The 25,089-nt window shown below is 33.9% G+C and carries 20 protein-coding genes and 3 tRNA genes; 13 read left to right on the forward strand and 10 right to left on the reverse strand.

The window, feature by feature from the left end; translation table 11 throughout:
- The 4 genes from DMA14_RS18105 to DMA14_RS18120 form a co-directional block, all read right to left on the reverse strand.
- Positions 1-2,514, reverse strand: a complete 2,514-nt coding sequence (locus DMA14_RS18105; RefSeq protein WP_111425975.1) for an ATP-binding protein — start codon at positions 2,512-2,514, stop codon at positions 1-3.
- Positions 2,507-3,736 carry a DNA cytosine methyltransferase gene (locus tag DMA14_RS18110; protein ID WP_111425976.1) on the reverse strand — a complete coding sequence of 410 codons (1,230 nt, stop codon included), beginning with the start codon at positions 3,734-3,736 and terminating at the stop codon, positions 2,507-2,509. The genes DMA14_RS18105 and DMA14_RS18110 overlap by 8 nt, the downstream gene beginning before the upstream one ends.
- A 91-nt stretch (positions 3,737-3,827) precedes the next feature.
- Positions 3,828-4,295 carry a very short patch repair endonuclease gene (locus tag DMA14_RS18115; protein ID WP_111425977.1) on the reverse strand — a complete coding sequence of 156 codons (468 nt, stop codon included), beginning with the start codon at positions 4,293-4,295 and terminating at the stop codon, positions 3,828-3,830.
- 16 nt (positions 4,296-4,311) lie between these two features.
- Positions 4,312-6,780 carry an AsmA family protein gene (locus DMA14_RS18120; protein WP_111425978.1) on the reverse strand — a complete coding sequence of 823 codons (2,469 nt, stop codon included), beginning with the start codon at positions 6,778-6,780 and terminating at the stop codon, positions 4,312-4,314.
- Between the two features lie 231 nt (positions 6,781-7,011).
- Between DMA14_RS18120 and trxA the strand changes: the two genes are divergently transcribed.
- The 10 genes from trxA (at position 7,012) to DMA14_RS18170 (ending at position 18,444) form a co-directional block, all read left to right on the forward strand.
- Complete coding sequence (gene trxA / locus DMA14_RS18125) at positions 7,012-7,329, forward strand: thioredoxin (RefSeq protein WP_008466289.1); 318 nt, start codon at positions 7,012-7,014, stop codon at positions 7,327-7,329.
- Between the two features lie 152 nt (positions 7,330-7,481).
- Complete coding sequence (locus DMA14_RS18130) at positions 7,482-10,055, forward strand: M1 family metallopeptidase (RefSeq protein ID WP_111426236.1); 2,574 nt, start codon at positions 7,482-7,484, stop codon at positions 10,053-10,055.
- Positions 10,052-10,978, forward strand: a complete 927-nt coding sequence (locus DMA14_RS18135) for a DUF58 domain-containing protein (protein ID WP_111425979.1) — start codon at positions 10,052-10,054, stop codon at positions 10,976-10,978. The genes DMA14_RS18130 and DMA14_RS18135 overlap by 4 nt, the downstream gene beginning before the upstream one ends.
- 86 nt (positions 10,979-11,064) lie before the next feature.
- Positions 11,065-11,138, forward strand: a tRNA-Asp gene (locus DMA14_RS18140).
- A 750-nt stretch (positions 11,139-11,888) separates the two neighbouring features.
- A tRNA-Asp gene (locus DMA14_RS18145) sits at positions 11,889-11,962 on the forward strand.
- Positions 11,963-12,233: 271 nt separating this feature from the next.
- A complete protein-coding gene (locus tag DMA14_RS18150) occupies positions 12,234-13,055 on the forward strand; it encodes a helix-turn-helix transcriptional regulator (RefSeq protein WP_111425980.1) in 822 nt (273 codons plus the stop codon).
- 369 nt (positions 13,056-13,424) lie between these two features.
- Positions 13,425-14,780, forward strand: a complete 1,356-nt coding sequence (locus tag DMA14_RS18155) for a TolC family protein (RefSeq protein ID WP_111425981.1) — start codon at positions 13,425-13,427, stop codon at positions 14,778-14,780.
- Positions 14,781-14,872: 92 nt separating this feature from the next.
- Positions 14,873-15,922 (forward strand): HlyD family secretion protein, encoded by a 1,050-nt coding sequence (locus DMA14_RS18160; protein ID WP_073408093.1) that lies wholly within the window; start codon positions 14,873-14,875, stop codon positions 15,920-15,922.
- Position 15,923: 1 nt separating this feature from the next.
- Entirely contained in the window at positions 15,924-17,507 is a 1,584-nt protein-coding gene (locus DMA14_RS18165) for an MFS transporter (protein ID WP_111425982.1), read from the forward strand.
- Between the two features lie 277 nt (positions 17,508-17,784).
- Complete coding sequence (locus tag DMA14_RS18170; RefSeq protein WP_111426237.1) at positions 17,785-18,444, forward strand: HAD family hydrolase; 660 nt, start codon at positions 17,785-17,787, stop codon at positions 18,442-18,444.
- A 119-nt stretch (positions 18,445-18,563) separates the two neighbouring features.
- On the opposite strand, the gene DMA14_RS18175 is transcribed toward DMA14_RS18170, so the two are convergent.
- Entirely contained in the window at positions 18,564-18,794 is a 231-nt protein-coding gene (locus DMA14_RS18175) for a helix-turn-helix domain-containing protein (RefSeq protein ID WP_111425983.1), read from the reverse strand.
- Positions 18,795-18,881: 87 nt separating this feature from the next.
- Between DMA14_RS18175 and DMA14_RS18180 the strand changes: the two genes are divergently transcribed.
- Entirely contained in the window at positions 18,882-19,121 is a 240-nt protein-coding gene (locus DMA14_RS18180) for a hypothetical protein (protein ID WP_111426238.1), read from the forward strand.
- A gap of 314 nt (positions 19,122-19,435) precedes the next feature.
- Here the strand turns inward: DMA14_RS18180 and DMA14_RS18185 are convergent, their stop codons facing one another.
- The 5 genes from DMA14_RS18185 to DMA14_RS18200 form a co-directional block, all read right to left on the reverse strand.
- Complete coding sequence (locus DMA14_RS18185) at positions 19,436-20,281, reverse strand: class I SAM-dependent methyltransferase (RefSeq protein ID WP_111425984.1); 846 nt, start codon at positions 20,279-20,281, stop codon at positions 19,436-19,438.
- Between the two features lie 155 nt (positions 20,282-20,436).
- Entirely contained in the window at positions 20,437-20,562 is a 126-nt protein-coding gene (locus DMA14_RS23085) for a hypothetical protein (protein WP_262510337.1), read from the reverse strand.
- Between the two features lie 125 nt (positions 20,563-20,687).
- On the reverse strand, positions 20,688-21,398 hold the full coding sequence (locus DMA14_RS18190) for an FRG domain-containing protein (RefSeq protein WP_111425985.1): 711 nt from the start codon (positions 21,396-21,398) through the stop codon (positions 20,688-20,690).
- Between the two features lie 58 nt (positions 21,399-21,456).
- The gene (locus tag DMA14_RS18195; RefSeq protein WP_111425986.1) at positions 21,457-22,389 is read right to left on the reverse strand and encodes a hypothetical protein; all 933 of its coding nucleotides are present in this window, start codon (positions 22,387-22,389) and stop codon (positions 21,457-21,459) included.
- A 158-nt stretch (positions 22,390-22,547) separates the two neighbouring features.
- Positions 22,548-22,629: transfer RNA gene (locus DMA14_RS18200), tRNA-Leu, on the reverse strand.
- Between the two features lie 110 nt (positions 22,630-22,739).
- On the opposite strand from DMA14_RS18200, the gene DMA14_RS18205 reads away from it, so the two are divergent.
- Both DMA14_RS18205 and DMA14_RS18215 read left to right on the forward strand, forming a co-directional pair.
- Complete coding sequence (locus DMA14_RS18205) at positions 22,740-24,128, forward strand: dipeptidase (RefSeq protein ID WP_111425987.1); 1,389 nt, start codon at positions 22,740-22,742, stop codon at positions 24,126-24,128.
- Positions 24,129-24,641: 513 nt separating this feature from the next.
- Positions 24,642-25,073, forward strand: a complete 432-nt coding sequence (locus DMA14_RS18215) for a hypothetical protein (RefSeq protein ID WP_111425989.1) — start codon at positions 24,642-24,644, stop codon at positions 25,071-25,073.
- The last annotated feature ends 16 nt before the right edge of the window (positions 25,074-25,089 follow it).

The following is a 25,089-nucleotide window of genomic DNA, read 5'->3' on the forward strand; positions in this document are numbered from 1 at the left end:
TTATATAATTATTTGAAAAGCTGCTCCTTTAAGTTTTAGATTGTTACCTAAAAATTTAATATCTCCTTTTAAATTATTTACTCTTTTTTTTACATCAAACATGCCTATTCCCGAACCGCGTTCAGATGATTCTCTTACGCCTAGTTCAAAAATAGATTCAGAATTATTTATTAATTTATCAGACATGCCTAAACCATTATCATAATAATTTATCTGTATTTTATCATTTAGTTTTTCAAAATCTATGAGAATTTCATTTGCTTTAGCTTTTATGGAATTTGAAACTAAATTATCTAAAACAATGTCTATTTCTATTGGATTGATTAAATAAAATTTGTCAAAAACCCCATCAATTTTAAATTTTAAGTTTGGTCTAGAAACATTTAAATCTTCAATATATTCCCTTATATATATTGGCAAATTTATTCTCTGTTTAGTATGCTTATAATCAAAATTTGATTTGATTATGATTTGCGAAACTTTTATGGCCTTATCGATATTGCTTTTAATAGAATAAAGTTTGTCTTTTACATCTTTACTGAGATTTGATACCAGTAATTCATTGACATACGTAGAAGCATTTCCGACATAGAGATCTATTGAGTGAACTAATTGTTCAGCATCTTCACTTAAAGTTTTTCTCGTTGCATTTAAATATTGATTTTTCTTTGTTTCAATATTTAATTGATTTTTTAAATTTTTATTTTTTTCTTCCTCTTCTTTCGCTTTTTGTTCAGCCTTTATTTTTGCTAACTCTGCTTCGGCTCTTTCTTTTTCTTTTTTTAATGTCTCAAGTTCGGCTCTTCTCCTTTTTTCTTCTTCTTCTCTCTGTTTTTTTTCAGCTTCTTCTCTTTTAAAACGTTCTAACTCAGCTTGCTTTTCAGCTTCAATACGTTTATTTCGCTCTTCGTCTTCTCGCTTTTCAGCTTCTTCTTTTTCTTTTATAATTCTATTAAAACTCTCTTCTGTTAATTTGACTTGATTTAATAAATCACTGTCATTTGTTTTCTCAGCTATTTTTTCTAAATCTGAAAGAAACTTAGGCTGAATGACATCAAGTTTTTCATTAACTAAATTAACGAGTTCTCTATTGTAGGTAATAATTTTAATGTCATTGTCATCACTCAAAGTTTTTATTAAGTTTACAAAATCAATTTTACTTCCTAAATTATTTAGTGCATCTTCATAAGAATCTTTATCCTTGTCATTTTGTAATTCTAATCTAAATTGTTGAGCAATTTCGTTGTCTAAAAAATAATTTTTTCTTTTAAAAGCCTCACCCCAAAGAACCCCTACCACGTATCTTTCTAATCTTAAAAAAGCTTTTTCTTTAAATAAATCAAATAACACTTTTTTCCCTAAAGTTTCAACTAAACCGCCAGCTCTACTGGATACTTCTTTAAATTCATTAAAATTTTCAGTTATTAAGTCAACTTTGCCAAATAAATCCCTTGTGCCAAGAAAACGATTATATCCTTGTTGTTTTCTATTATCTAATTCCCAGCTGTCATCTCCAACGTTTCCATAAGGTTGAACTCGGAAGCCATTTTTGAAAAGAAAAACATTCCCATATTTTACAGGCTCTATATCCATCAATCTTCCAAAATTGATTTTAGCGCTCCTATTTAAAAAATAAAGGTTTATTTCTAAATCGTCAATTAAGGATAAATATTTATTAGGCTCTTCAATATGATAAATTAATGCACCCCTATCGATAATCTTGGTAGTTATTATTTCATCTTTTAGTTTTAAATCAATTTGAGTAGTTTTTAAATCAAGAACCTTTAAAATACTATTGTCAATGATTCCATTTATTTTAAGCTTGTTATTAGAGTTATTGTCAATCTGGATGAATTGTTTTGCTTCAATTTCAATGCTAAAACTATTCTCTTTTGAAAAGGGATTAATGAGTTTTTCTAATGACCTCCTTAATTCTCTTAGTTTGTGAATGTCCCAATTAGAATTTAAGTTTTGGATTTTTAAAATCGTGCCATGATTTTTATTTTTTGGGAAAATATTATTGTTTTCAATGCTTTCAAATGGAATTTGTATTGAATCAAAACTTTGTTGTGAATCTTTTTCAAATTCCCCCCAATCGACATCTACTTTATAAGTTTCATTAATGTCTACTTTTGATGTGATAAGTTCTAATTTAGTTCCCAATCGATCACAAGAAAAACGACCAACACCTTTTGCTCCAGCATAAAATCTTCTGGATTTTAAATTGTTTAAATGAGAATCTCTTGACAAGTCTATGTCTTCAGTTTTATCCTTTTTAGCAGAATATGCTACTGCAAACCATTTTTTTTCTAAATCATTTTTTGACATACCTTTACCGTTGTCAGCAATAATGATCTCATCTTTATTAAAAATAACTTTTACAGCATCTGCGTATGCATCGTATGAATTTTTAACTAGTTCATAAATCGCAATAAAATCATCGGTAATTAAATCTCTACCAATGATATTTTTCATTCCTGTTTTTATGTCAAAATTTAATACACCTTTATCCATTATATAAAAGTTGTTTTAAAACCAAGCCACTTTGTTCACTAAATAATGGAGGAATTGCGTTTCCAATTTGCGTATATCTAGGAACTTCTTTAGTTCTCAATATTCCGCCTGTAGTATATTTTCCTTGAAAAACATACCAATCTGGAAATGACTGAATACGTGCATATTCACGAACTGTCAAAATTCGTGGCTCAGAATAATGTATATAATCATCAGGAAGAGTAGTAATTGTAGGCGTTTTATCAAGCCCATTTAGCGGAATTACTGTTCTCTTTTTAATATTATATTTTTCTTGTATAATTTTACTAATGTTGAAATTTCTTCTTTCAAGAGAAGTTTCATCAAGAATATTTTTAAATCGATTTATTATTTCAGTTGAATGTTTTGGAAAACGATGACTGTCTGCAATTTTATCATTAATGCCTACTCGCATTAATTTTTGATAGTTTCCCTTTTCCTTGCCATAAATTCCAGATTGAAAAGTTGGATATCCGGGGGTTTCTTTTAATCCATTTTGTTTAAATAAATCAGAAATCGCATCTTGAAGATTCGTTTCGACACTTAATCCTTTTTCTTTTAAAAATTCAAAACGATTGTCTTTTAAAGATTCGAAAAACATTTCGGCTTTTTCTTGTGTAGCGTTTGGCAATGTTTTTTTAATGCCAACAAGTATAAAACGAGTTCTTTTTTGAGGTACGCCATAATCGCCAAAATTCACTAATTGACCTCTTACAAAATAACCAGCATCATTTAATTTCTGCGTAACTTGGGTAGAGTAAGCAATACCTTTTTCTTTACTTTTTTTGAATTCCATTGTAAAACCTTTTACATTTTCGAAAAAAATAATTTTAGGTTCAACAATTTTTACAAAATTTATATATGAATTAATAAGGTCATTTCTTAAATCAAATTCATTTCGTTTTCCTGCCATTGAAAAACCCTGACAAGGCGGTCCACCAGCGATCATAGTGACTTTCCCTTTAAGCTTTTCTAAACTTGAAGCATATTTATCAAGCACAGTATTGATTTCATGTGCTTGTTGAGGTAGCCAATTAGGCCAATTAAAATGATTTTTGTTTTTTATTAAATTGTGTTCAAGTGTTTTAAAAGCGTCAGGACTTTTCTCAATAGCAAAAAGGCCTTGCCATCCTGCTTGATGCAATCCTAATGATAATCCCCCGCAGCCAGCAAAAAGGTCTATGTAGGTAAATTTATTTTTCATTAAAAATTTGTAAAAATCCAAATTTATTAATAAAAAGTTCACGATGTTAATTTTTTGAGCAAAATCTTACAATATAAACAAAAAAATATTCTCAACCAATTTTTGTCTCCAAATATTCATTTACTAAAGAAATACATTTTTCGATATCTTTTTTGATTTCATGATCCCAAAATCTAAATATTTTATAGCCTAAATTTTCTAGTTTAATATTGTTTTCTCTATCCTTTTGCATGTTTCTTTCAATTTTAGAAATCCAGAAATCACGATTTGATTTTAGTTTTACTTTTTTTTCTTCCCAATTATATCCATGCCAAAATTCTCCGTCAATAAAGATCACGAGTTTTAGTTTTTTATTTGTGATATCAGGATTTCCGGGAAGACTTTTATCGTGCTTTCTATATCGTATTCCTGCTTTCCAAAGCTCTTTTCGAAATAGTATTTCAGGTTTTGTGTCTTTTCCCTTAATTTTAGACATAAGTTTACTTCTCTCAGGAGTTGTATAAAAACCATTCGCTTCTTCAAATCTTAAGACTTTTATTTTCTGTTCAGAGTAATCCATTCCATTTAATTAAAACTTATTTATCCTTCTTCCCCCACTTAACCTTCATTTTTCCTTCATTATCATAAGCAATCAAATGCAGGACAATTCCGCGTTCGCGAACAGCTTTTCGTTCTTCTTTGGTGGCGAGTTTGGCGTCGTTTTTAGAGTTTCTTAGCGGGATGGTGAGGGCGAGATTGGTGCCTCGGCCGAAAGAGTAAATGCCATTTATGTCAAAATTTAAGACGCTGGAACTTATGGTAAGTTTATTGACATCGATTTGTTCTCCGCGAAGATTGAGCGAACCAGACAAATCGCTGAAAGTAATATTCTCTACATCGCGAAACGGAAAAGCAAATTTGCCGACTTTCATAATCGGTTCAAAATTGATTAAGGCACCTTGGTTGACATTAAAATCTAGTTTTCCTTTCATAGAATTGACAATCAGATCGCCTTTACTGCTCATTAAACCTGCAACATTGGCATTGCTGGTCAATCGTCCGCGAATGTTTTTTGGACTAAAAGATTTGATTCCGAAATTATTAAAAGACCTTAAAAAACTCGCAATATCAACTCGGTTTACCTGTGCGTTTGAAGTAAAAACATAATGGTTACCGCTTGGCTGTACAGAACCGCTAAACGTTATGCTTCCGCCAGAAGTCTGCAATGTTCCGTTTTTGAGCAGAATCTTAGAATTTAGCATCTGGATTGTGGCCTGAGTGTTGGTTGCGGTAAGCGATCCGTAGGTAATGTTATCGGCTTTAAGATTAATTACGGCTGCACATTTTTCTATTACCGATCGCAACTGATTCGTAAAGTTGACATTCTTCTCAACTGGTTTTTTCTCTGCCACTTTTTGTTTTGGAGAATTTTGCAGAACGCCTAAAAACTGTTTTACATCAATATTCGGGCAGTAAATATTCCAGTTTACCACCATTTTTTCGGGTGCGTCGTAATAGAGATTCAGGAAATTATCGATTTTTCCGTCAATGCGAATAATGTTCTTTTTGTGTTTGTAGGCTATTTTTTTAATGTAAAGCGCCTGTTGAGTAAACGACAGTTGTACAGCCGTTTTTTCGGCATGAATCTTTTTCGGAATATAATCGAATGTGGCATCAGCAATATCAACATCGCCTGTAAATTTTGGTTTATTGATGTACAAATCGACAATATCAAACTGAAATTTCAAATTGGCTTTGGCATGACCGCTTTCAAAGTGAATAATTTTCTCGTTCATCATTCCGTTGAGTTTCGAAATATCAAAATCGGAATTTACAACTCCTGTGGCAATTGGTTTTTCGAGATTATTGATAACTGCTTGTGCAATTGTCAACGGAATACTTGCGTATTCGGCTTTAAAATTGGTTAAAATAATAGCCGAGTTCGGATCGCTGGATTCCTTTTCGGGTTTAAAAGTGTTAGTGAAAATTCCTTTGAAACTGCAATTGGTAAACAAGCCATCTGGAATACTCACTTCGTTATCGCGAATATCTGCCTGCACCACAATTTTTGGATCTCCTTCAACATTCAAATCGCCTTTTATGTCGCAGTTTACTTTAATCGGTTTTTTTATATCAAATTGGTTAAGTTTAGAACTGATGTTTGCTGATAATAAATTGGAAGCATTTCGCCATAAAATATCCGTTCCGATATTGATTCCGAAAAGCGAATTGTTTTTTCCAATATTAAAATAAGCGACAATATCAAAAATGTCAGAACCAATTTTAAGTCCTTTGGTTTTAATATCTATTTTCTGATTGGCTTCAGCATACGAAATATCAAAATTACCTTCCAGAACTTTCTCCTTAGCAAAACTTCCGTGAACGGTATTAAAGGCTAGACTATTAATTTTGGTTTTCAAATACAGATTGGTCTGCCAGTTGTTGTCGCCATAATTTACTTTAGATTCTAGACTTGCCACATCAAAATCAAACAATTTATGACCTAGATGATTGTCAATAATAACATGAACATCGTTTAGGTTTACTTCGTCAATTGTCGTTTCGGGTTTCTCTTTATCGGTTTGCGTTTTCTTCTTTTTCGGTTTAAAAATATTGACGTTAGAATAACCGTTTTCGGCTTTATAAATATAAATATCAGCGTCGTTGATTAAGATTTTATGAATGTTGATTTCGTGCTGCAACAAACTCAAAATGTTCAAACGCGCTTCGATTTCTTTTGCTCTCAGCAAAGTATGTTTGTGGCTCTGCCATTGGTTGTCTTTTATTTCGACATCATTTAACGCCAATGTAAAATTCGGAAAACCAGTTAGAAACTTATAATGAAAATCTCTAATATGAAATTTACCATTTATGTTTTCGTTGATTTTGGTATTGACTTTAGCAATAATTTCGGCTTTATTTCGATTAAAATATATAGACAAACCTCCGCAGGCAAGCAAAAGAATGGCAATTAAGCCCAAGATAAAATATCCAAAACGTTTGGCGTATTTTTTAAAAGAATCAGATTGCAGAAAAGATTTGGTTTTGGATAAAGCTTCTTTCATAGTAGCCGAATTTTGAATGTATTAAAGATACTACAAAAAATATTAACTTTTTATTGGTTTGATTTTCAGATAAATAAATTGTAATTTTAAAGTTATCTAGCTTATAATTAATGATAATACATTTATAACGAAAACTAATTTAGTAATGGTGTTTGATTTATTTTAAATTTTTAAATTTGTACTGTAGTTTGAAAGTTAATATTTCAGACCTAATTTTAATCTTAATATATTATGGCATTAGCAATAACAGATGCTACTTTTGATGAAGTAGTTTTAAAATCAGATAAACCAGTAATGGTAGATTTTTGGGCAGCATGGTGTGGTCCTTGTAGAATGGTTGGTCCAATCATTGACCAATTAAGCGAAGAGTACGCTGGTAAAGTAGTTGTTGGTAAAGTAGATGTAGATGCTAACCAAGAATTTGCTGCAAAATATGGTGTGCGTAACATACCAACCGTTTTGGTGTTTCAAAATGGTGAAGTTGTAGGAAAACAAGTAGGAGTAGCTCCGAAACAAGCCTACGCAGATAGTTTAGACGCTTTATTGTAATCTTAGATTACGATTGATATAAAAAAGGTCCGACGAAAGTTGGACCTTTTTTATTTGAACACTTCGGATAATGTTGTAATGATTTGTTTCACACAGGTGAAATTCGTGGCAAACTATTTTTTATTTTTAACGAATCTTATATTCCTGTAAAAATGAAAATTCTTCACAGCCTTTTTGCCTTTTTTATAATGACGACGATTGTTTTCGCTCAATCAAAACAAACAGAAGGTTTTACGGTCGAAAACGGTGTTTCAGAACAGCTGGCACATTTTCGTAAAAAACAGATTTCAGATCTTCAATACACTTTGTTTTTCGAAATTCCGAATCAGAAATCAGAAAATATAAACTCTCAACTATTTGTAAACTTGAATTTGTCTGATTTAAGTCAGCCTTTAATTTTTGATTTTAAAGAGAAAACTTCCAATATAAAAACAGTCGAAGCAAACGGAAAAAAGCTTTTGATTGTTCATGAAAACGGACATGTTGTAATTCCGGTTTCGGCTTTGGTTTTAGGGAAAAATACAGTTTCGATTTCATTCATTGCAGGTAATTTGTCATTAAACAGAAATGATGATTTCTTATATACTTTATTAGTTCCGGACCGAGCGAGTACTTTATTTCCTTGCTTTGATCAGCCCGATTTGAAAGCGACTTATAAATTGAGACTTTCTGTTCCAAAAGATTGGTCTGTTTTGGCTGGAGCCGATGTGGTAGAGAAATTGGATAAAGGTGATTTTACGTCTTACACTTTTGGAGAATCGGATAAAATGAGCACGTATTTGTTTTCTTTTGTTGCAGGAAAATTCAAAAGCGCGACACAGAAACCAGGTTTAGAAATGACGATGTTGTATCGTGAAAATAGTCCGGAGAAATTTCGCGTAAGCGCTGATACTATTTTCAATCTACATCAACAATCTTTAGACTTTTTAGAAAAATATACCAATTATAAATTTCCGTTTCAGAAGTTAGATTTTGCTTCAATTCCAGTTTTTCAATATGGCGGAATGGAACATGTTGGCGCAATTCAGTACAGAGAATCTACTTTGTTCTTGGACAACAGCGCAACTGATACCGAGAAGTTAAACCGCGCCAAACTTATTGCACACGAAACCTCACACATGTGGTTTGGTGATTTGGTAACCATGAAATGGTTTGATGACGTTTGGATGAAAGAGGTTTTTGCCAACTTCATGGCAGACAAAATCATGAACCCGATTTTTCCTAAAGTCAATCATAATCTGCAGTTTTTTACGGCGCATTATCCGAGCGCTTATGCGGAAGATCGATCTTTAGGAACACATCCGATCAAGCAGCATTTGGCAAATTTGAAAGATGCAGGTTCGCTTTATGGCGCTATTATTTACAACAAAGCGCCAATTATGATGCGTCAATTGGAGGCTTCGATGGGCAAGGAAGGGTTCCAGAAAGGAATTCAAAAATACATTCTGAAATACGCCAACGACAATGCTGATTGGAATAACCTCGTAGAACTTCTTGATGCCGAAACTCCGCTTGATATGAAAAAATGGAGCGATGTCTGGGTTAATAAATCGGGGAGAGCCATTTATACAGATAAAATAGAATACGATTCTAAAAACCGAATTAAGAGCTTTGAAATTCAGCAAAAAGCAGAAGATAAATCAGAGAATATCTGGCCTCAGGTTTTTCAGATTGGTTTAGTTTATGCTAAAGAAGTGAAAGTTTTATCAGTTAATATTAATGACAAAAATACCGTTGTAAAAGAAGCTGTCGGACTTGAAAAACCACTCGCCATTGTTTACAATTATAATGGTTTTGGATATGGTGTTTTTCCGCTTGGCGGGATTAATTTAAATTATATTACCTCTTTAAAAGATGAAATGGCAAGAGCTTCGGCTTACAGCAATCTCTACGAAAATATGCTTATTGGGAATATTTCACCCGATGATGCATTTAGATGTTATTTCAGAGGAATTCAATTAGAAGAAAATGAACTGGTTTTGCGAATTATAACTAATAATATAAACAATATATATTGGAGATTTTTTACAGAAAAACAACAAACAATTAGTCAAAAAATGCTTGTATATACTTTGTTTGCGCGCCTGCCATCTGACTTATCTCCTAATATCAAAAAGACTTTGTTTGGTTTGTTTAGCTCAGTGGCTTATTCAGATTTGGGAAAAACAAGTTTATATAAAGTCTGGAACAGAGAAATCTCGATTCCAAACTTGAAACTTAACGAAGATGATTACACCAATATGGCGATGAATCTGGCGATTTTCAAACATCCAAAAGCCGATGAAATCTTGGAGAAAACCAGAACATCTTTTACAAATCCTGATAAACAAAAGCGTTTTGAGTTTTTGCTTCCCTCTTTATCCAAAGATGAATCGGTTCGAAATGCGTTTATGGAATCATTAAAAGACGATGCAAACCGAGAGAAAGAATCTTGGGTTTCTGTTGGATTGGCAAATATTCATCATCCGCTTCGTCAGGAAAGTGCGCAGAAATATATTAGATTTTCATTAGATTTGGTTGACGAAATTCAGCGAACGGGAGATATTTTCTTTCCGAAAGATTGGCTGGATAATACCGTTGGGAAATATTCATCGAAATTTGCTTTTGATGAAGTACAGCGATTCTTAAAAGAAAACCCTAATTTTAGTCCGATCTTGAAACGCAAATTGTTTCAGGCAACAGATTTGCTTTATAAAGCACAAAATATTAAAAAAGAAACCGAATGAAAATTGAATCGGAAATAGAAAAAGTCTCCAGTTTTCAGCACCTCGAAATGCTGGCGAATCAGATTGTGGAAGGTTTTATATCGGGAATGCACAAGAGTCCGTTTCATGGATTTTCGGCTGAATTTGCTGAGCATAAAGTGTATAATGCAGGTGAAAGCACTAAACATATCGACTGGAAATTGTTTGCCAAAACGGATCGTTTGTACACGAAACGTTTTGAGGAAGAAACCAATTTGCGCTGTCATTTGATTATCGATAATTCGTCATCAATGCATTATCCTGAACTAAAATCAAATCAGCCTTTTTATGAAAAGAAGATTGGATTTGCGGTTTTGGCTTCGGCGGTTTTAATGAATATTTTAAAGAAACAGCGCGATGCCGTTGGTTTGAGCGTTTTCTCAGACAAATACGAATATTACGCTCCAGAGAAAGGAAGTGATCGTCACCATAGAATGCTTTTGAATAAACTGGAAGAATTATTGGTTCAGCCAAAAGTCAAAAAAACGACTGATACGATTACCTATTTGCATCAGATTGCGGAGAAAATGCATCGCCGTTCGATGATTATTTTGTTTACCGATATGTTTCAGACGGAAGATGATGAAAAGCTTTTTAATGCATTACAGCATCTTAAACACAACAAACATAAAGTAGTTTTGTTTCATGTAGTTGATAATGAAACCGAATTGAAGTTTGATTTTGATAACACACCAAGAAAGTTTATCGACTTAGAATCTGGAGAAGAGGTTTCGATTTTTGCTGATAACGTAAAAGAGCAATATGAAAATAGGGTAGAAGCTTATTTTAAAAACTTGGCTTTAACTTGTGCAAAGAACCAAATTAAGTACGTTCCGGTAAATGTTGGTGATAATTTTGAAAAAATATTGACTACATATTTGGTTGAAAAACAAAACTTTGGATAATATTTTGAAAAATAATTTCATTTTTTTTATAAAAACGCTTGCAGAAATGAAATTCTGTTATATCTTTGCAACCGCAATAACGCAGAGGTTTGGTAGTTCAGTTGGTTAGAATACATGCCTGTCACGCATGGGGTCGCGGGTTCGAGTCCCGTCCAGACCGCAATATTGGGAAAGCCTTTCTTAACAGAAAGGCTTTTTTGCCCAAATACGGTATCTAAGATTAGTTGTGTTGTTTTGCTACGACTTTGTAACTCGTAGCTGGTTTAGTAGTTAGACCAATGAAAAGCTTTCCACTTTTGTGGATGGCTTTTTTGATTTAAAACACTTTTGTTTTTTTTTATTTTTACCGCAAAGAGCGCAAAGGTTTACGCAATCCCGATAGCTATCGGGAGCAAAGATATTTTCTAAAGAATGCAAAGTTCGCAAAGCTTAATTAATTTTAAGCTTTGCGATTTTTTTTTGCTTAATTCTGATTTTAACGTAACAGTTTGTCATTTCGAGGAACGAGACTCGAGCGATAGCGAATAGGCAAAGCAAATCTTCGCAAGTAACTCAACAAAGATTTTCCATTCATTATATAAAAACATAGCCCGTGGTTTCAACCACGGGGACACAATGGATATAAATACGTCTCCCGTGGTTGAAACCACGGGCTATGCTTAAATCAGGATGAATATTTCTATATGAAAAAGCCTTTGTCAAAGCTTTAAACTTTGCGGACTTTGCGTTCCCGATAGCTATCGGGATAGTGCTCTTAGCGGTTAAGTAAAAGAAAGTTCCTACTTTTTGATTAAAACTTGAATTTTTAAAATATTGGATTTTAACCAATTAAAAAAATGTCTAAATTTTATTTGAAAAAACGCTTGCAGAAACGAAAATCTGTTGTATTTTTGCACTCGCAATAACGCAGGGTTTGGTAGTTCAGTTGGTTAGAATACATGCCTGTCACGCATGGGGTCGCGGGTTCGAGTCCCGTCCAGACCGCCTAAGTTGTTAAAAGCCTTTCTTAACGGAAAGGCTTTTTTTTTGTTTAACCGCAAAGTTTTGTATTACTCACTCTGATTTGTCATTTCGACGAAGGAGAAATCTTCACAAGAAGCTCCACAAAGATTGAATTATAGCGACGGAGCTACTTACGGAGATTTCTCCTTCGTCGAAATGACAAACGTTGTGGAATTGAAATTTGGAATTTCAGATATTGGAATTTAATTTCCTTATCTTTAATATAACGAAAAAAGTGCTGTATTAAACACCAATGGAACATTCCGGTCAAAAACTCGATAAATATTACATCAAGAAAGTAGATGCAGATAAAAAAAGCATTTATTGCCACCACGATTTGATGGGAGAATTGTTTATTCCACCACACAGACATGTTAAAGCACAATTGCTTTATGCAGAAGGTGATGTTGTTTTTGTGACTACAGAGACCAAAACTTATTTTTTGCCAGCAAGACATTTTATTTGGATTCCGAGTGGAGTGGAGCATAGTATCGAGCCGAAATCGGAAAGTGTGACAATGCGAAATCTGTATTTTCCTGTTGAAAAAGACGAAGATGACTTTTATAAAATAGAAGGAATTTATCCGGTTAATAATTTATTGCTGCAAATGATGCTTTTTACCAATCGATGGAATGGTGATCTTAAAAAAGGAACTCCAAACTTTGCCATTGCCAAAGCGATAAAAGCGATTCTTCCTCAAATATGCACCAATAATCTTCCTTTAGAATTACCACAGCCAAAAGACAAACGACTTGGAAAGATTCTTCGTCATATTGAAAATAACCTCGGAGAAACGATTCTGTTTGCCGATGTAGCTCACGAATTTGGTTTCAGCGAACGCTCTTTGTATCGCTTGTTTCAGAAAGATCTAGGTATGTCGTTTATTCAGTATTATACCATTAGAAGAATTTTAAAAGCGATTGAACTTTTATTAGAAAGAAAACTTTCAGTAAAAGAGGTAGCCGAAGAAGTTGGTTACAACAGTGTTCCTACTTTCAGCAACACTTTCTTCAAAATTTTAGGACAAAGACCTTCCGATTACTTAAATGGTGAGGAGATTTTGGAAAGTAAATAGTTTTTATTTCACGCAGATTTTAATAGATTTTAGCTGATTTTGCAGATTCTTTTTATTCAATGCGAAAAAAAATCTAGCAGATTCCGCAGGTTTCAGAGATTTTTAAATGCTTTATAATCTGGACAATCTGACAAATCTGCGAGAGTAAAAAGAAAAATCTGCGCGCATCTGCTAAAATCTATTAAAATCTGCGTGAAATTTCACAAACTAAATCTGTTTTGTAATAAATTGTTTTTCAGCGCTTTAATATAACGTTTTCGGAAAATGGAATTTTAACGTTTGTCCGAAATGAATATGTTCTTGGCTTTTTAGAATTATCAGTCACCAGAAAAATGAAGGAACTTTGCAGCATCAAATATTTAATTATTCATGTTCCTTAAAACAACAAATTCTACAGACGATTGTTTTCCCAGAATCCTGCTGTTAATCTTAATTGTGTTAGCATTCAATGGCTTACAAGCGCAGGAAGTTCATACTGTTTCATTGCAAGAAGCTTTGAAGCTGGCTAAAGAAAACAACAAAAAAATCCTTAGATCTCAATTGGAGGTCACGCTCTCAGAGCAGAATATCAAAGAAAGAAAAGAACTCCGACTGCCAGACGTACAGTTAAACGGCATGTATTCTCGAATTACGAATATTACCGAATTTAAAGGAAGCGGGTTTTTAAAAGACAAAGAAGTTACACCGGCAATTCCTGAAATTTATGAGGTCAATTCGACTTTTAAAATGCCAATTTATGCTGGAAATAAGATTAATAATGCCATCAAAATTGCCAATCAGGAAAGCGAAATTGCCAAAATAAAAACCGAAAAGGCCGAAAATGATATCGAGCTTGAAGTGGTGGCAAACTATCTGGCAATTTATAAAATGATGGAACTTCAGAAAATATTCGAAGAAAACATCAAAGAAGAAAAAAGTCGATTGAAAGAAGTACAATCGCTTCAAAAATATGGAACGGTTACGAAAAACGAGGTTATTCGTGCCGAATTACAGCTTTCAGATCGCGAATTGAATGCGTTAACTAACTCCAAAAACATTAAAATCGCACTTCACGATCTGAAAACGCTGATCCAGATTCCAGAAAACGAAGAAATTGCGATTGACACAACATCGAGTTTGGACGAAATGAATGGTTTGGATCCGTATGATTTTTATATGACTAAAGCTCTGCAGAACGAAGAAATGCGTATTGCTAGTCAGGAGCTGAATATCAGTAAAACCGAACTGAAAATGGTAAAAGGAAACTATTTGCCAAGCGTTCATTTCTTTGGGAATTACGGTTTTTATTATCCGAACTATAAATTCTTTCCGCCCAATCCGTATCTGTATACTTTAGGACAAGTTGGTATTGAAGCTACTTTTGATCTTTCGTCTTTATATAAAAATAAAACCAAAATGGAGCAGGCGAACACCAAAATCAAATGGCAGGAAATGCAGAATGAAATTGTAAAAGAGGAAATTCAGGACAAGTTGTATAAAGAGCATACACAGTATCAGGAAATTCTTGAAAAGTTTGTTGTTGTTGACAAGGCATTGGACTTGGCTGACGAAAATTACCGAATTGTAAAGCTGAAATACTTAAACCAACTGGTTTTAATTACCGAAATGGTTGACGCCGATAATGCTTTGCTACAAGCGAAATACAACAAAATTTCTACGCGATTGGATGCGGTTTTAAAACATTATGAACTGCTTCATACGGCTGGAATGCTTCCGCAGAGCTAGATGGTGAGAGGTTTTTAGAGGAAAGAGGCAAGAAGAAAGATATCCGAAGAAAAAGATTTTTAGAAAAGAACTAAGTAAAGAGATTAAAGAATATGGTTAAGATAAAAAATGAAACTAGAAGAAATAAAACGTTTCATATACTAATAACAATTATTGCGTGTGTGCTTGTTATAAGCGGTGTTATTTTAGGAATTTGGTTTTATGTGTTCAACAGAAATCACGAAGAAACCAATGACGCGCAAGTCGAACAATATGTAACGCCAATTATGTCGCGTATTACGGGTTACGTTCAGGAAGTTCGTTTTAACGAAAATCAGTTTGTGCATAAAGGAGATACTTTGGTTGTGATTGACAATCGTGAATATAAATCAAAATTGAATGTGGCTCTTGCCGATGTTCAAAACGCACAGCAAAACAGCGTTGTGGCGCAGAAAAATGCTATAAATACAGCAAGTGCAACGGCGATAAACGAAGCGCAGTTAGAAGCAGCAAAATCGAATCTTTGGAAAACCAAATTGGAATACGAAAGATACAAAGCTTTGGTAAGCGAAGAAGCGGCTACTTCTCAGCAATTAGAGAAAGTAAAAGCAGATTACGAATCGGCTCAGGCGCATTTTCAGGAAATGAAAAATAGAATTCATTCATCTGCTTTGAGTACTTCTGTTGCCGAAGCAAATGTTCCGACAACGCAAACGAATATTGCATCCAAACAAGCTGTTGCAGATAATGCTGCTTTATTTCTTTCGTACACCATAATTACAGCGCCTTATGACGGCTGGGTTGGAAAACGAACTTTACAGCCAGGACAATTGGTAAAAGAAGGTCAGTCTTTATTGTCAATTGTAAGTAAAGAAAAATGGATTACGGCCAATTTTAAAGAAACGCAATTGCAATATTTAACCGTTGGGCAAGATGTTGAAATAAAAGCTGACGCTTTGAGCGATAAAACTTTTGTTGGTACAATTGCCTCTTTATCGCCTGCGAGCGGGGCAAGATTTTCATTGCTTCCTCCAGATAATGCAACGGGTAACTTCGTAAAAATCGAACAAAGAATTCCGGTTAGAATTCAATTAAAAGACAGCGACAAACAAGCCGACTTTTTAAGAGCGGGAATGAATATTACTGTGATCGCAGCACACTAAAATGGAAGATAAAAGTATTTTTAAATCATGGGTTCCAAAATGGGCAATCATTACAATTTTGTTTGTTTGTCTTTTGCATTCCATGATTTTATTGGGAGTTTATACGTCAAACGTGACGTATGCGGCAAGTTTTCTGGACATTGAGCCCGAAGATTTGCAGTACGCGATGTGCGTTACGTATGGAACTCTGCTGGCTACAATTCTTATAGAAAGCCGATTTTCGAGTTTTTTTCCTGCCAAAAATTACCTCATGGGCGTTTATTCCTTAATTGGAGTTACGATTGTGACGTCGGGTTATGTCGATAATTTTGCGGTTTTTCTATTGTTGAGAGTTGCCGAAGGAATCTTAATGGCGCTTCCTGCCATTACCATCAGACAATTGCTTATTGAGCAGTTTGATTCTAAAAATGCCATTATAATTGGGTTTTCCTTTTATTATGGTTCTCTACTGTTGTCAACGCCTTTTATTATGAATATTGCAGTTTGGTTTCTGGATCATTATGATTGGAAATACATGCTGTATGTTTCGGGCGGACTGCAGGTTTTAAATGTCTTTTTAATCTTGGTTACTTTTCGTGGGCACCGAACAACAAAGAAAATTCCGTTGTATCAAATCGACTGGATGAGCTATTTTTTGGTTTTAACAGCTATTCTTTGCGGTGCCTACTTTTTTGTGTATGCCGAGAAAAAATATTGGTTCGAATCTTCTCAAATGGTTTTAATGCTTATTACGGCACTTATTACGGGAGGTTTGTTCATCTTCAAAGAGCTTTTGGTTAAAAGGCCAACTTTTAATTTTGAAGTTTTTAAATATGCCAATCTTCGAATTGGGTTTTTATTGTTTTTCCTGTTTTATATCAGCAGGGCAACGTTGAGTCTTTGCCATTCGGCGATGTATTCGATTTGGAATTGGGATCCGTCTCGAGTTGCGGGCGTACAGTACATTAACGGACTCGGAAATATTATCGGACTGGTTTTGGCGGCTTTTTTCTTGATGAAATCGCTTTCGACCAAAATCATTTTTCTAATTGGTTTTTCACTGATTGCGTTGTATCACTTTTGGTTTACGTTTCTTTTTGTGCCCGATGTGGCTTTATCAGATATTATTGTTCCGTACTTTTTGCAGGGCATCGGAGTTGGATTGTTATTTGTTCCGTTGATTTTATTTACCACTTCTTCGGTTCCTGCAAATATGGCGGTTTCTTCGGGAATTGTGGGCGTTTCTGGACGTTTCTGGGGAAGTACGATTGGTTTTTGCGTCATGCAGAATGCAACTGTATTTTTAAACAAAAAACACTTTTTGAAACTTAGTCAATTTGTAACGGGCGAAAATCCCGAAGCACAGCAAAACATTGCAAACGCTACGCAGAGTTTTATTGCCAAAGGATATTCGGCAGATAATGCGAATGTTTTAGCTATGAAAAAGATATTCGGAAGCATTGCCAAACAATCGACTTTATTGGCCGATATGGAGATTTACACCATTGTAGGTTACGGTTTATTGGTTTTGATTGTTCTTATTGCATGCAATCAGCATTTGAGACAGACGATGACTTTGGTTAAAAGCAAAATTTGGATTGGGTAGAGATTTTGTTTCAGGTTTCAGGTTCAAAGTTTCAAGTTTTTTGCGCAAAGTTTGTCATCCTGAGGAACGAAGGATCACACGTGGGATTCTGTAAAGATTGGCAACTTGCTTTAGGGAATTACTTTGTGGAGCTTCTAGTGTGATCCTTCGTTCCTCAGGATGACAAACAGTAACTTGAAAAAACTCTGAGAATCTCTGTGAAAATCCTTTGCGAATCTCTGCGTAATAACCGCTTTATTGTCCTAACTTGCATCTGTTAAAAACAACAAACAAAATTATGAGCCAGCAATGTGTAATTTTTGATATGGACGGTGTGATTTCTCATACAAATCCGCATCATGTGATCGCTTTTGAAAAGTTTTTCGATAAATATAATATTCCGTACACAAAAGAAGAATTTGAAGAACATATGTACGGAAAACACAATAGTTATATCATGACGCATTTCTTCAAACGTCCGATTGCGGGAGAAGAACTGATAAAATTAGAAGATGAAAAAGAAGGAATGTTTCGTGAGATTTACAAAGACAAAGTCGAAACGATTCCGCATTATATGGATTTTTTAAACGAATTAAAATCTCGCGGTTTCAAAACTGCAGTTGCGACATCGGCGCCGCGTGCGAATCTGGATTTGATTGCAAACGCTTTGAAACTAGGTGACAAAATGGATTCGATGATGTCATCAGAAGATGTTACGTTTCATAAACCAAATCCAGAAGTATATTTAAAATCAGCAGAACGAGTTGGCGTTTCTCCGTCGGATTGTGTGGTTTTCGAAGATTCTTTTTCGGGTATTACAGCAGGATTAAATGCTGGAATGAAAGTCGTGGGAGTTTTGAGCACGCATACAAAAGAACAGCTTCCGCCATGTGATTTTTATATTTATGATTATAGCGAGATTAATGTCGATAAGATTGTTGAGTTGTTAAACAGCTAAAATTTTAATCCTATAAGAAATATAAGTTCATTTAAATAAATGGGCTTAATTTGAATTGCCTCCTGCTTGAGCTGGAGGTTTTTTTATGTTTTGAAGAGAAAAAGGCTTTAGCCGAATTATTATTTCAAAGGAAAATCAAGCAACTCTTTAGGTTCAATATCTAAAGCATTGGCGATTTTTAAAAGAGTTTTTACAGTAGTATTTATTTCAGCTCTTTCAATTCTACCTATTTGAGTTTTTTTGATATCACAATCATCAGCCAAAGCTTGTTGTGATAAACCTTTTTTTTCACGCAATTGTCTTATGTGAGTCCCAAGATTTGCAATAAAGGTTTCTTCTGAAATATCCATATTTCAAAATTCTTAAGATTTATTTTTGTCTTGGTTACATTTATGTGTTCAAAAGTATTATATTTACCACATTTAAAAAATAAGACAATGGCTACAAATGATCTTTCAGAAGAAACAGAAAAAAGACTCTTAGATTTTTTTAATAATGTTATTGATGCTAAAGATTTGGCAAAAGCAATTCGGCAATTAAACTATGCAATTGCTTTAGTTGTTATGAGAGAGGATGAAAAAGGACATATTTATGCTCAAAAAGAAAACTTAGAAAAAGGTTTTTATTGGCTGAATGAATTGGCAGAAATTTTACATCCGTATCTGGAAGTTGAATAAGAGAAAATAACGTTTTAAAATATCTTCATTTCGACGAAAGGAGAAACCAAAGCAAAACCGACAAAAAATTCCAGGGTGATTTCCGCAATTTTTTTCATAGTTTGACAACCTGTTGGTGATGCTGAAAAGCTCCTTTCGTCAAGATGAATTGATAAAGATGAATTATCGCGTAGTTTGTCATTTCGAGGAACGAGAAATCACACTAGAAACTCCGCAAAGAAAATCGCCAATCTTTGTAGATATGCGTGTGTAATTTCTCGTTCCTCGGAATGACAAAACTAGACGGATTTTTAGGATTATTTATAAGTTCTAAATCATTTCTCTCCAGAAATCACAAGAGCATTTCCGTCAATATTGACATTTCCGTCAGGGAATTTTTCATTTACTTGTACAAAAACTTCTTGTTTGATTTTTTCTCTCATTTCGTCATTGGCATTGCTGAGAGCGGCAACAAAAGGCGCGGCAATTTCTGTGATCAGATTCCAGTAGGTTTCTGCAGTACCGCAATTTAATTTGCCAGTCAGTTCTTTTTCAGAAGTATTTTTAAATCCAGCTTGTTGGAAAATATCGGCTATTAAACCGCTTTTCGAACAGCGAAACATTCCCGGAGCTTCTGAAGGCGGAGGAGTGAGCTGCATGTTTCTGTTGATTGTTCCGCCAACAGCAGTGATCCAGAAATTTTTCTCAGGTCCGCTCCAGACTGCGGTTGCGATTTTGCCACCAGGTTTCAGAACCCGATGCATTTCTTTTGCCGCCAAAAGCATATCTGGAAAAAACATAAAACCCATTCGGCAGCTTATCGCATCGAAAGTATTGTCGTAAAAAGGAAGTTCGGTGACATCGCAAGCTTGAAATTCAACGTTTGTAATTCCTTTTCTAAAAGCATTTTCGCGGGCAATGGTAAGCATATCGTCAGCGAGATCGGTAATAATGACTTTTCCGTCAGAAAGCATTGCGGCAATGCTCAAACCCGGTTCGCCAGTTCCAGCTGCGACATCTAAAATTACGTCAGATCCTTTTGGATTTATCGAACGTATGATTTCGTCAGCAAAAGGCTTCATAAAATCTAGAATTTCATGATCCCATTTTTTCCAGCCTGGAGAAAATTTGTTCCAAGAGGCTTTCTGCTGTTCCCGAATTTCCTGTAGTTGTGATTCCATTTTTGTTTATTGTTAAGTGGTTGAAAACGAATTTTATAACCGAAACAAAATTTGGGGAATTTGTTCTGCAATAGGCAAAGAGAAGGGTTTATTGGCAGATTTTTTGGATTAGTAAAGATACGGAAGAAATCTTTTTGTTGGGTTGGATTTTGATGTTAATTTGTTGGTTTGTAATATTCTGGATATTTTTTATTACCGCTCAGTTTGTCATTTCGACGTAAGGAGAAACCAAAAGCAAAACCGACAAAAAATTCCAGAGTGATTTCCGCAATTTTTTTCATAGTGTACAACCCGTTGGTGATGCTGAAAAGCTCCTTTCGTCAAGATGATAAATGATATATGTTGTAGAGTTTTTTCTTTTCTTTACTTATTGTTTGAAATATTGTGATTTTTATTTTTTCAAGTTCTAATATTTTTTAACTAGGTATTTCCAGTTTAAATGCATGCTTAAACCATTTATATCTGGGTAGATTGTTCTATTATTAATACCAAACATTGAAAGTTTATTTAGAATGTCTAGTTTTATTTTTGCAGGAATTTCAATTTCTGTCAGCTTTGTTTTTATTTTTGAGTTGGTTTCGAGAGTAACAAACTTTTTACTTTTTGTTGAATACTTGTGAGCAGTAAACCATCCTGATTGTGCAACAATTCTTTCATTGTTAAGGGTTGGTCTTAAAATTTTTGTACTAGAGCTATCAAAAGGTGATTGGTTTTTTGTTAGATCTACTTGTAAATCCTCATCGCATGACAATATATATAGATATGAATTCTCTTTCATAGTATATTGATTCTGGCAAGCAAACCACAAAGCAACTAAGGGATTACTGCTCCAATCTAATAATCTTGTTTTTAGACCAAAATGTTGGGCATAAATTAGCCATTCCCAATCATTTTCAAAATTTTTTGTTATTAATAAAGGAGAACGCCGCTTAAAATCTTCTAGCATTTTTTTTTCAGTTTGTGTGGTATCAACGGTTGGTTCTTCTCTACAAATAGAGGGTAGTAAAGAAAAATTAGAGGATTGACCTCGAAAAAGATTAATGTCATAGCCCATTAATTCAATTATTTCAATATGATTTAAAAAATCCTTAAATGATTTTATTTTATCTTTTTCCATTTTCAATAAGTTAAAGCTCTATAATAAAAAATGTATTTTTTTTCTTTTGTTTGAGTTGTTATCTTAAATTTTTAATAGCTTCTTTTACTTTCAAAATTTCAGATTGTTCTTCGTTTATTTTCTTTATCACAAACTTTAGTAATAAATCGATGCTTGTTGCTCTTGCTAGACAATCCTGTTCACTTAGAGAATGCAGTCCTTCTGATGTTTGATTATAAAGAGTTTTAATTGGGTTAATTCCTAATGATTGTAATGATTTTGGTAAGAACTCAAAAATGTTTTCATAGATTGAATAGACTTGATTGGTAGAGCTGTATTGGTCATAAAGTTTACTTATTTGTGAATCAGCCATGTCTAATTCTGAAATTTCTTTGACAATTGTAAGTAGTTCTTTTTCAATAATTCTTCGGAAATAAGCAAATGCTCCAATTCCATAATTTTGCTGAATGCATTTATTTGCTTTAAAATACCAATTGTTTGTTTCTCTGTCAAAATGTTTTTTGATTTCAGAATCAATAATAATAGTTTGTTCAGGGAGAATACCAATTTTTTCTATAAAAATATTAGCATTAATTCCTTCAAAATCATTTTTGTTTATGCTACCTGGTGACCCACTAAGGTTGTAAAAACGAGTTTTTGGAATTTTATTATCGCTCCAAACATGTAAAGTAAGTTCGATTTTGTAATTTTTACAGGATTTACAACGTCCTAAAAAGTGTTCAACAAAATTCAAATTTTCTTCAAGGTCAAACAAGACGTCAGGTATTCTATCTCCATCATAATTACCCCACCAATTTTCTGCACTTGAAGGGAGTTCTAACTCAAAAGTTTTCTCAGCCTGTTCAGTTTCGCAATAATGCATAAATGTTTCGCCGACAAATGCATAAGGTTGGTTGTAGCTAGGTTTTTGTGCTCTATAATTCTCTACAATTTTAAAAGCTTTATATAGAGGATAATTTTTTAAAAATTCTTCTAATTTGATTTTACTCATGCTTCATTATTTTAATACACTCAATTTTGGGTAAATCAAATATAGAAAAGAATTCTTATGAAATTTAAGTGAGAATTTAATTTTCGAAGGATATTGTGTAAAAGGAGAAAAACCAAAAACAAAAAAGCTTCTGAAAAATCTTCAGAAGCTTCTTTTTGTGCGGATAATAGGACTCGAACCTACACGCCTTGCGGCACCAGATCCTAAGTCTGGCACGTCTACCAATTTCGCCATATCCGCGGTAATTGTGGGTGCAAAGATAGGCATACTTTTGAATTATCAAAGCATTTTTTGAAAATTTTTTTTAATTCTCTTTTTTGTACTTTTGGGTTTCTATAAAAATAATTTAAATGGAAAATATTAAGTCCTACGTTCAACAACATAAAGATCGGTTTATCAACGAATTGATCGAATTATTAAAGATTCCGTCGGTTTCTGCCGACACTGCATATTCTCAAGATGTTATTGACACAGCAGAGGCTGTAAAAGAAAGTTTATCAAAAGCAGGGTGCGATTATGTCGAAACTTGCGACACTCCAGGTTACCCAATTATCTACGGAGAGAAAATTATAGATCCAAATCTTCCAACGGTTTTAGTTTACGGCCACTACGACGTACAACCGCCAGATCCATTAGAATTATGGACATCGCCACCTTTCGAGCCTGTTATTAAAACTACAGATATTCACCCAGAAGGCGCAATCTTCGCGCGTGGAGCTTGTGACGACAAAGGTCAGATGTACATGCACGTAAAAGCGCTTGAATTAATGGTACAAAGCAATACGTTGCCTTGTAACGTAAAATTCATGATCGAAGGTGAAGAAGAAGTAGGTTCTGCTAGTTTGGCTTGGTTCGTAGAGCGCAATCAGGAAAAACTGAAAAACGACGTAATCTTGATTTCAGATACAGGAATGATTTCTAACCAACAGCCGTCTATCACGACAGGTTTAAGAGGTTTGAGTTATGTTGAGGTCGAAGTTACAGGTCCAAACCGCGATTTGCATTCAGGTTTATACGGTGGAGCTGTGGCAAACCCAATTAATATTTTGGCAAAAATGATTGCTTCGCTTCACGACGAAAACAATCATATTACGATTCCGGGTTTCTACGATAAAGTAGAAGAATTATCTGCAGAAGAAAGAGCCGAAATGGCAAAAGCGCCTTTCAGCTTAGAAAAATATAAAAATGCTTTAAATATCGAAGATGTTTATGGTGAAAAAGGTTATGTAACCAATGAAAGAAACTCAATCCGTCCGACATTAGACGTAAACGGAATCTGGGGCGGTTATACTGGCGAGGGTGCTAAAACGGTTATTGCGAGCAAAGCTTTCGCTAAAATCTCGATGCGTTTGGTTCCAAATCAGGAATGGGAAGAGATTACAGAACTTTTCACAAAACATTTTACAAGTCTTGCTCCAGCTGGAGTTACAGTAAAAGTAACGCCTCATCATGGTGGTCAAGGTTATGTTACGCCAATTGACAGCATCGGATATCAGGCGGCAAATAAAGCGTATACAGAAACGTTTGGAGTTCCAGCAATTCCGGTTCGTTCTGGTGGAAGTATTCCGATTGTGGCTTTGTTTGAAAAAGAGTTAAAAAGCAAAACGATTTTAATGGGATTTGGTTTAGATAGCGATGCTATTCACTCGCCAAATGAGCATTTCGGAATCTTTAATTACTTGAAAGGTATTGAGACTATTCCGTTGTTTTACAAGTATTTTGTGGAGCTTTCTAAGTAGTTTTTTAACGCAAAGAACGCAAAGGTTTACGCAAAGTTCACTAAGATTTTTTAAGTAAGATTTTATAAAAGTTCGCAAAGCTATATGATTAAGCTTTGCGAACTTTGCGTTTATAAACGTAATCTTAAATAAAAATCCTTGCGTTCTTTGCGGTTAGTTTTTTTAACCTCAAAGAACGCAAAGGTTTACGCAAAGTTCACTAAGATTTTTTAAGTAAGATTTTATAAAAGTTCGCAAAGCTATATGATTAAGCTTTGCGAACTTTGCGTTTATAAACGTAATCTTAAATAAAATCCTTGCGTTCTTTGCGGTTAAAATTTTCGGCAGTATTTTTAAAAATAGAATCCGTTCAGAAATGAGCGGATTTTTTTTGTTTCCCATGGTTTTAAGATTCAAAAGAAAAACCTTTGCCACTTTGCATCTCTGAACCTTTGCTTCTAAAAAAGGAACTTTTTCTTGCATATTTAAAATTTAACTCTACATTTGTAGAAACGAATCTATAATTGTAGAGCAATGATGAATTTGAAAAATATCTTTTTATTATTTCTTTTGGGTTCAATGCTTTTGAGCTGTAAAAGCAAACCAATCAATCAGAAAATTGACAAGAAAAAAGAAGGTGTTTGGATTGATGATTATACGCAGGATGGTACAAATTATAAATCGTATGAATATTATAAAAATGATCTTCCAGTTAAAAAGTGGAAATCGTACATTAACGGAAAAATCTACAAAACAGAGAAATACAAAAACGGAATTTGTGTCGTGAAAAGTTATTACGAAAACGGAAAACTGGAATCGAAAGGGAAAACAAAATTAGAAACAAATTCGGTTGAAACGCATTGGTTTTATTTTGGAGAATGGAAGTTTTATTCAGACAAAGGAAAATTAAAAGGAATCAAGAATTATGACAAAGGAGAATTGATTTCGGAACAAAATATTAAATAAGCTAACTAACCTCTAA

The sequence above is a fragment of the Flavobacterium sharifuzzamanii genome, assembly GCF_003254585.1.
In the GTDB taxonomy this organism is placed as follows: Bacteria; Bacteroidota; Bacteroidia; order Flavobacteriales; family Flavobacteriaceae; genus Flavobacterium; species Flavobacterium sharifuzzamanii.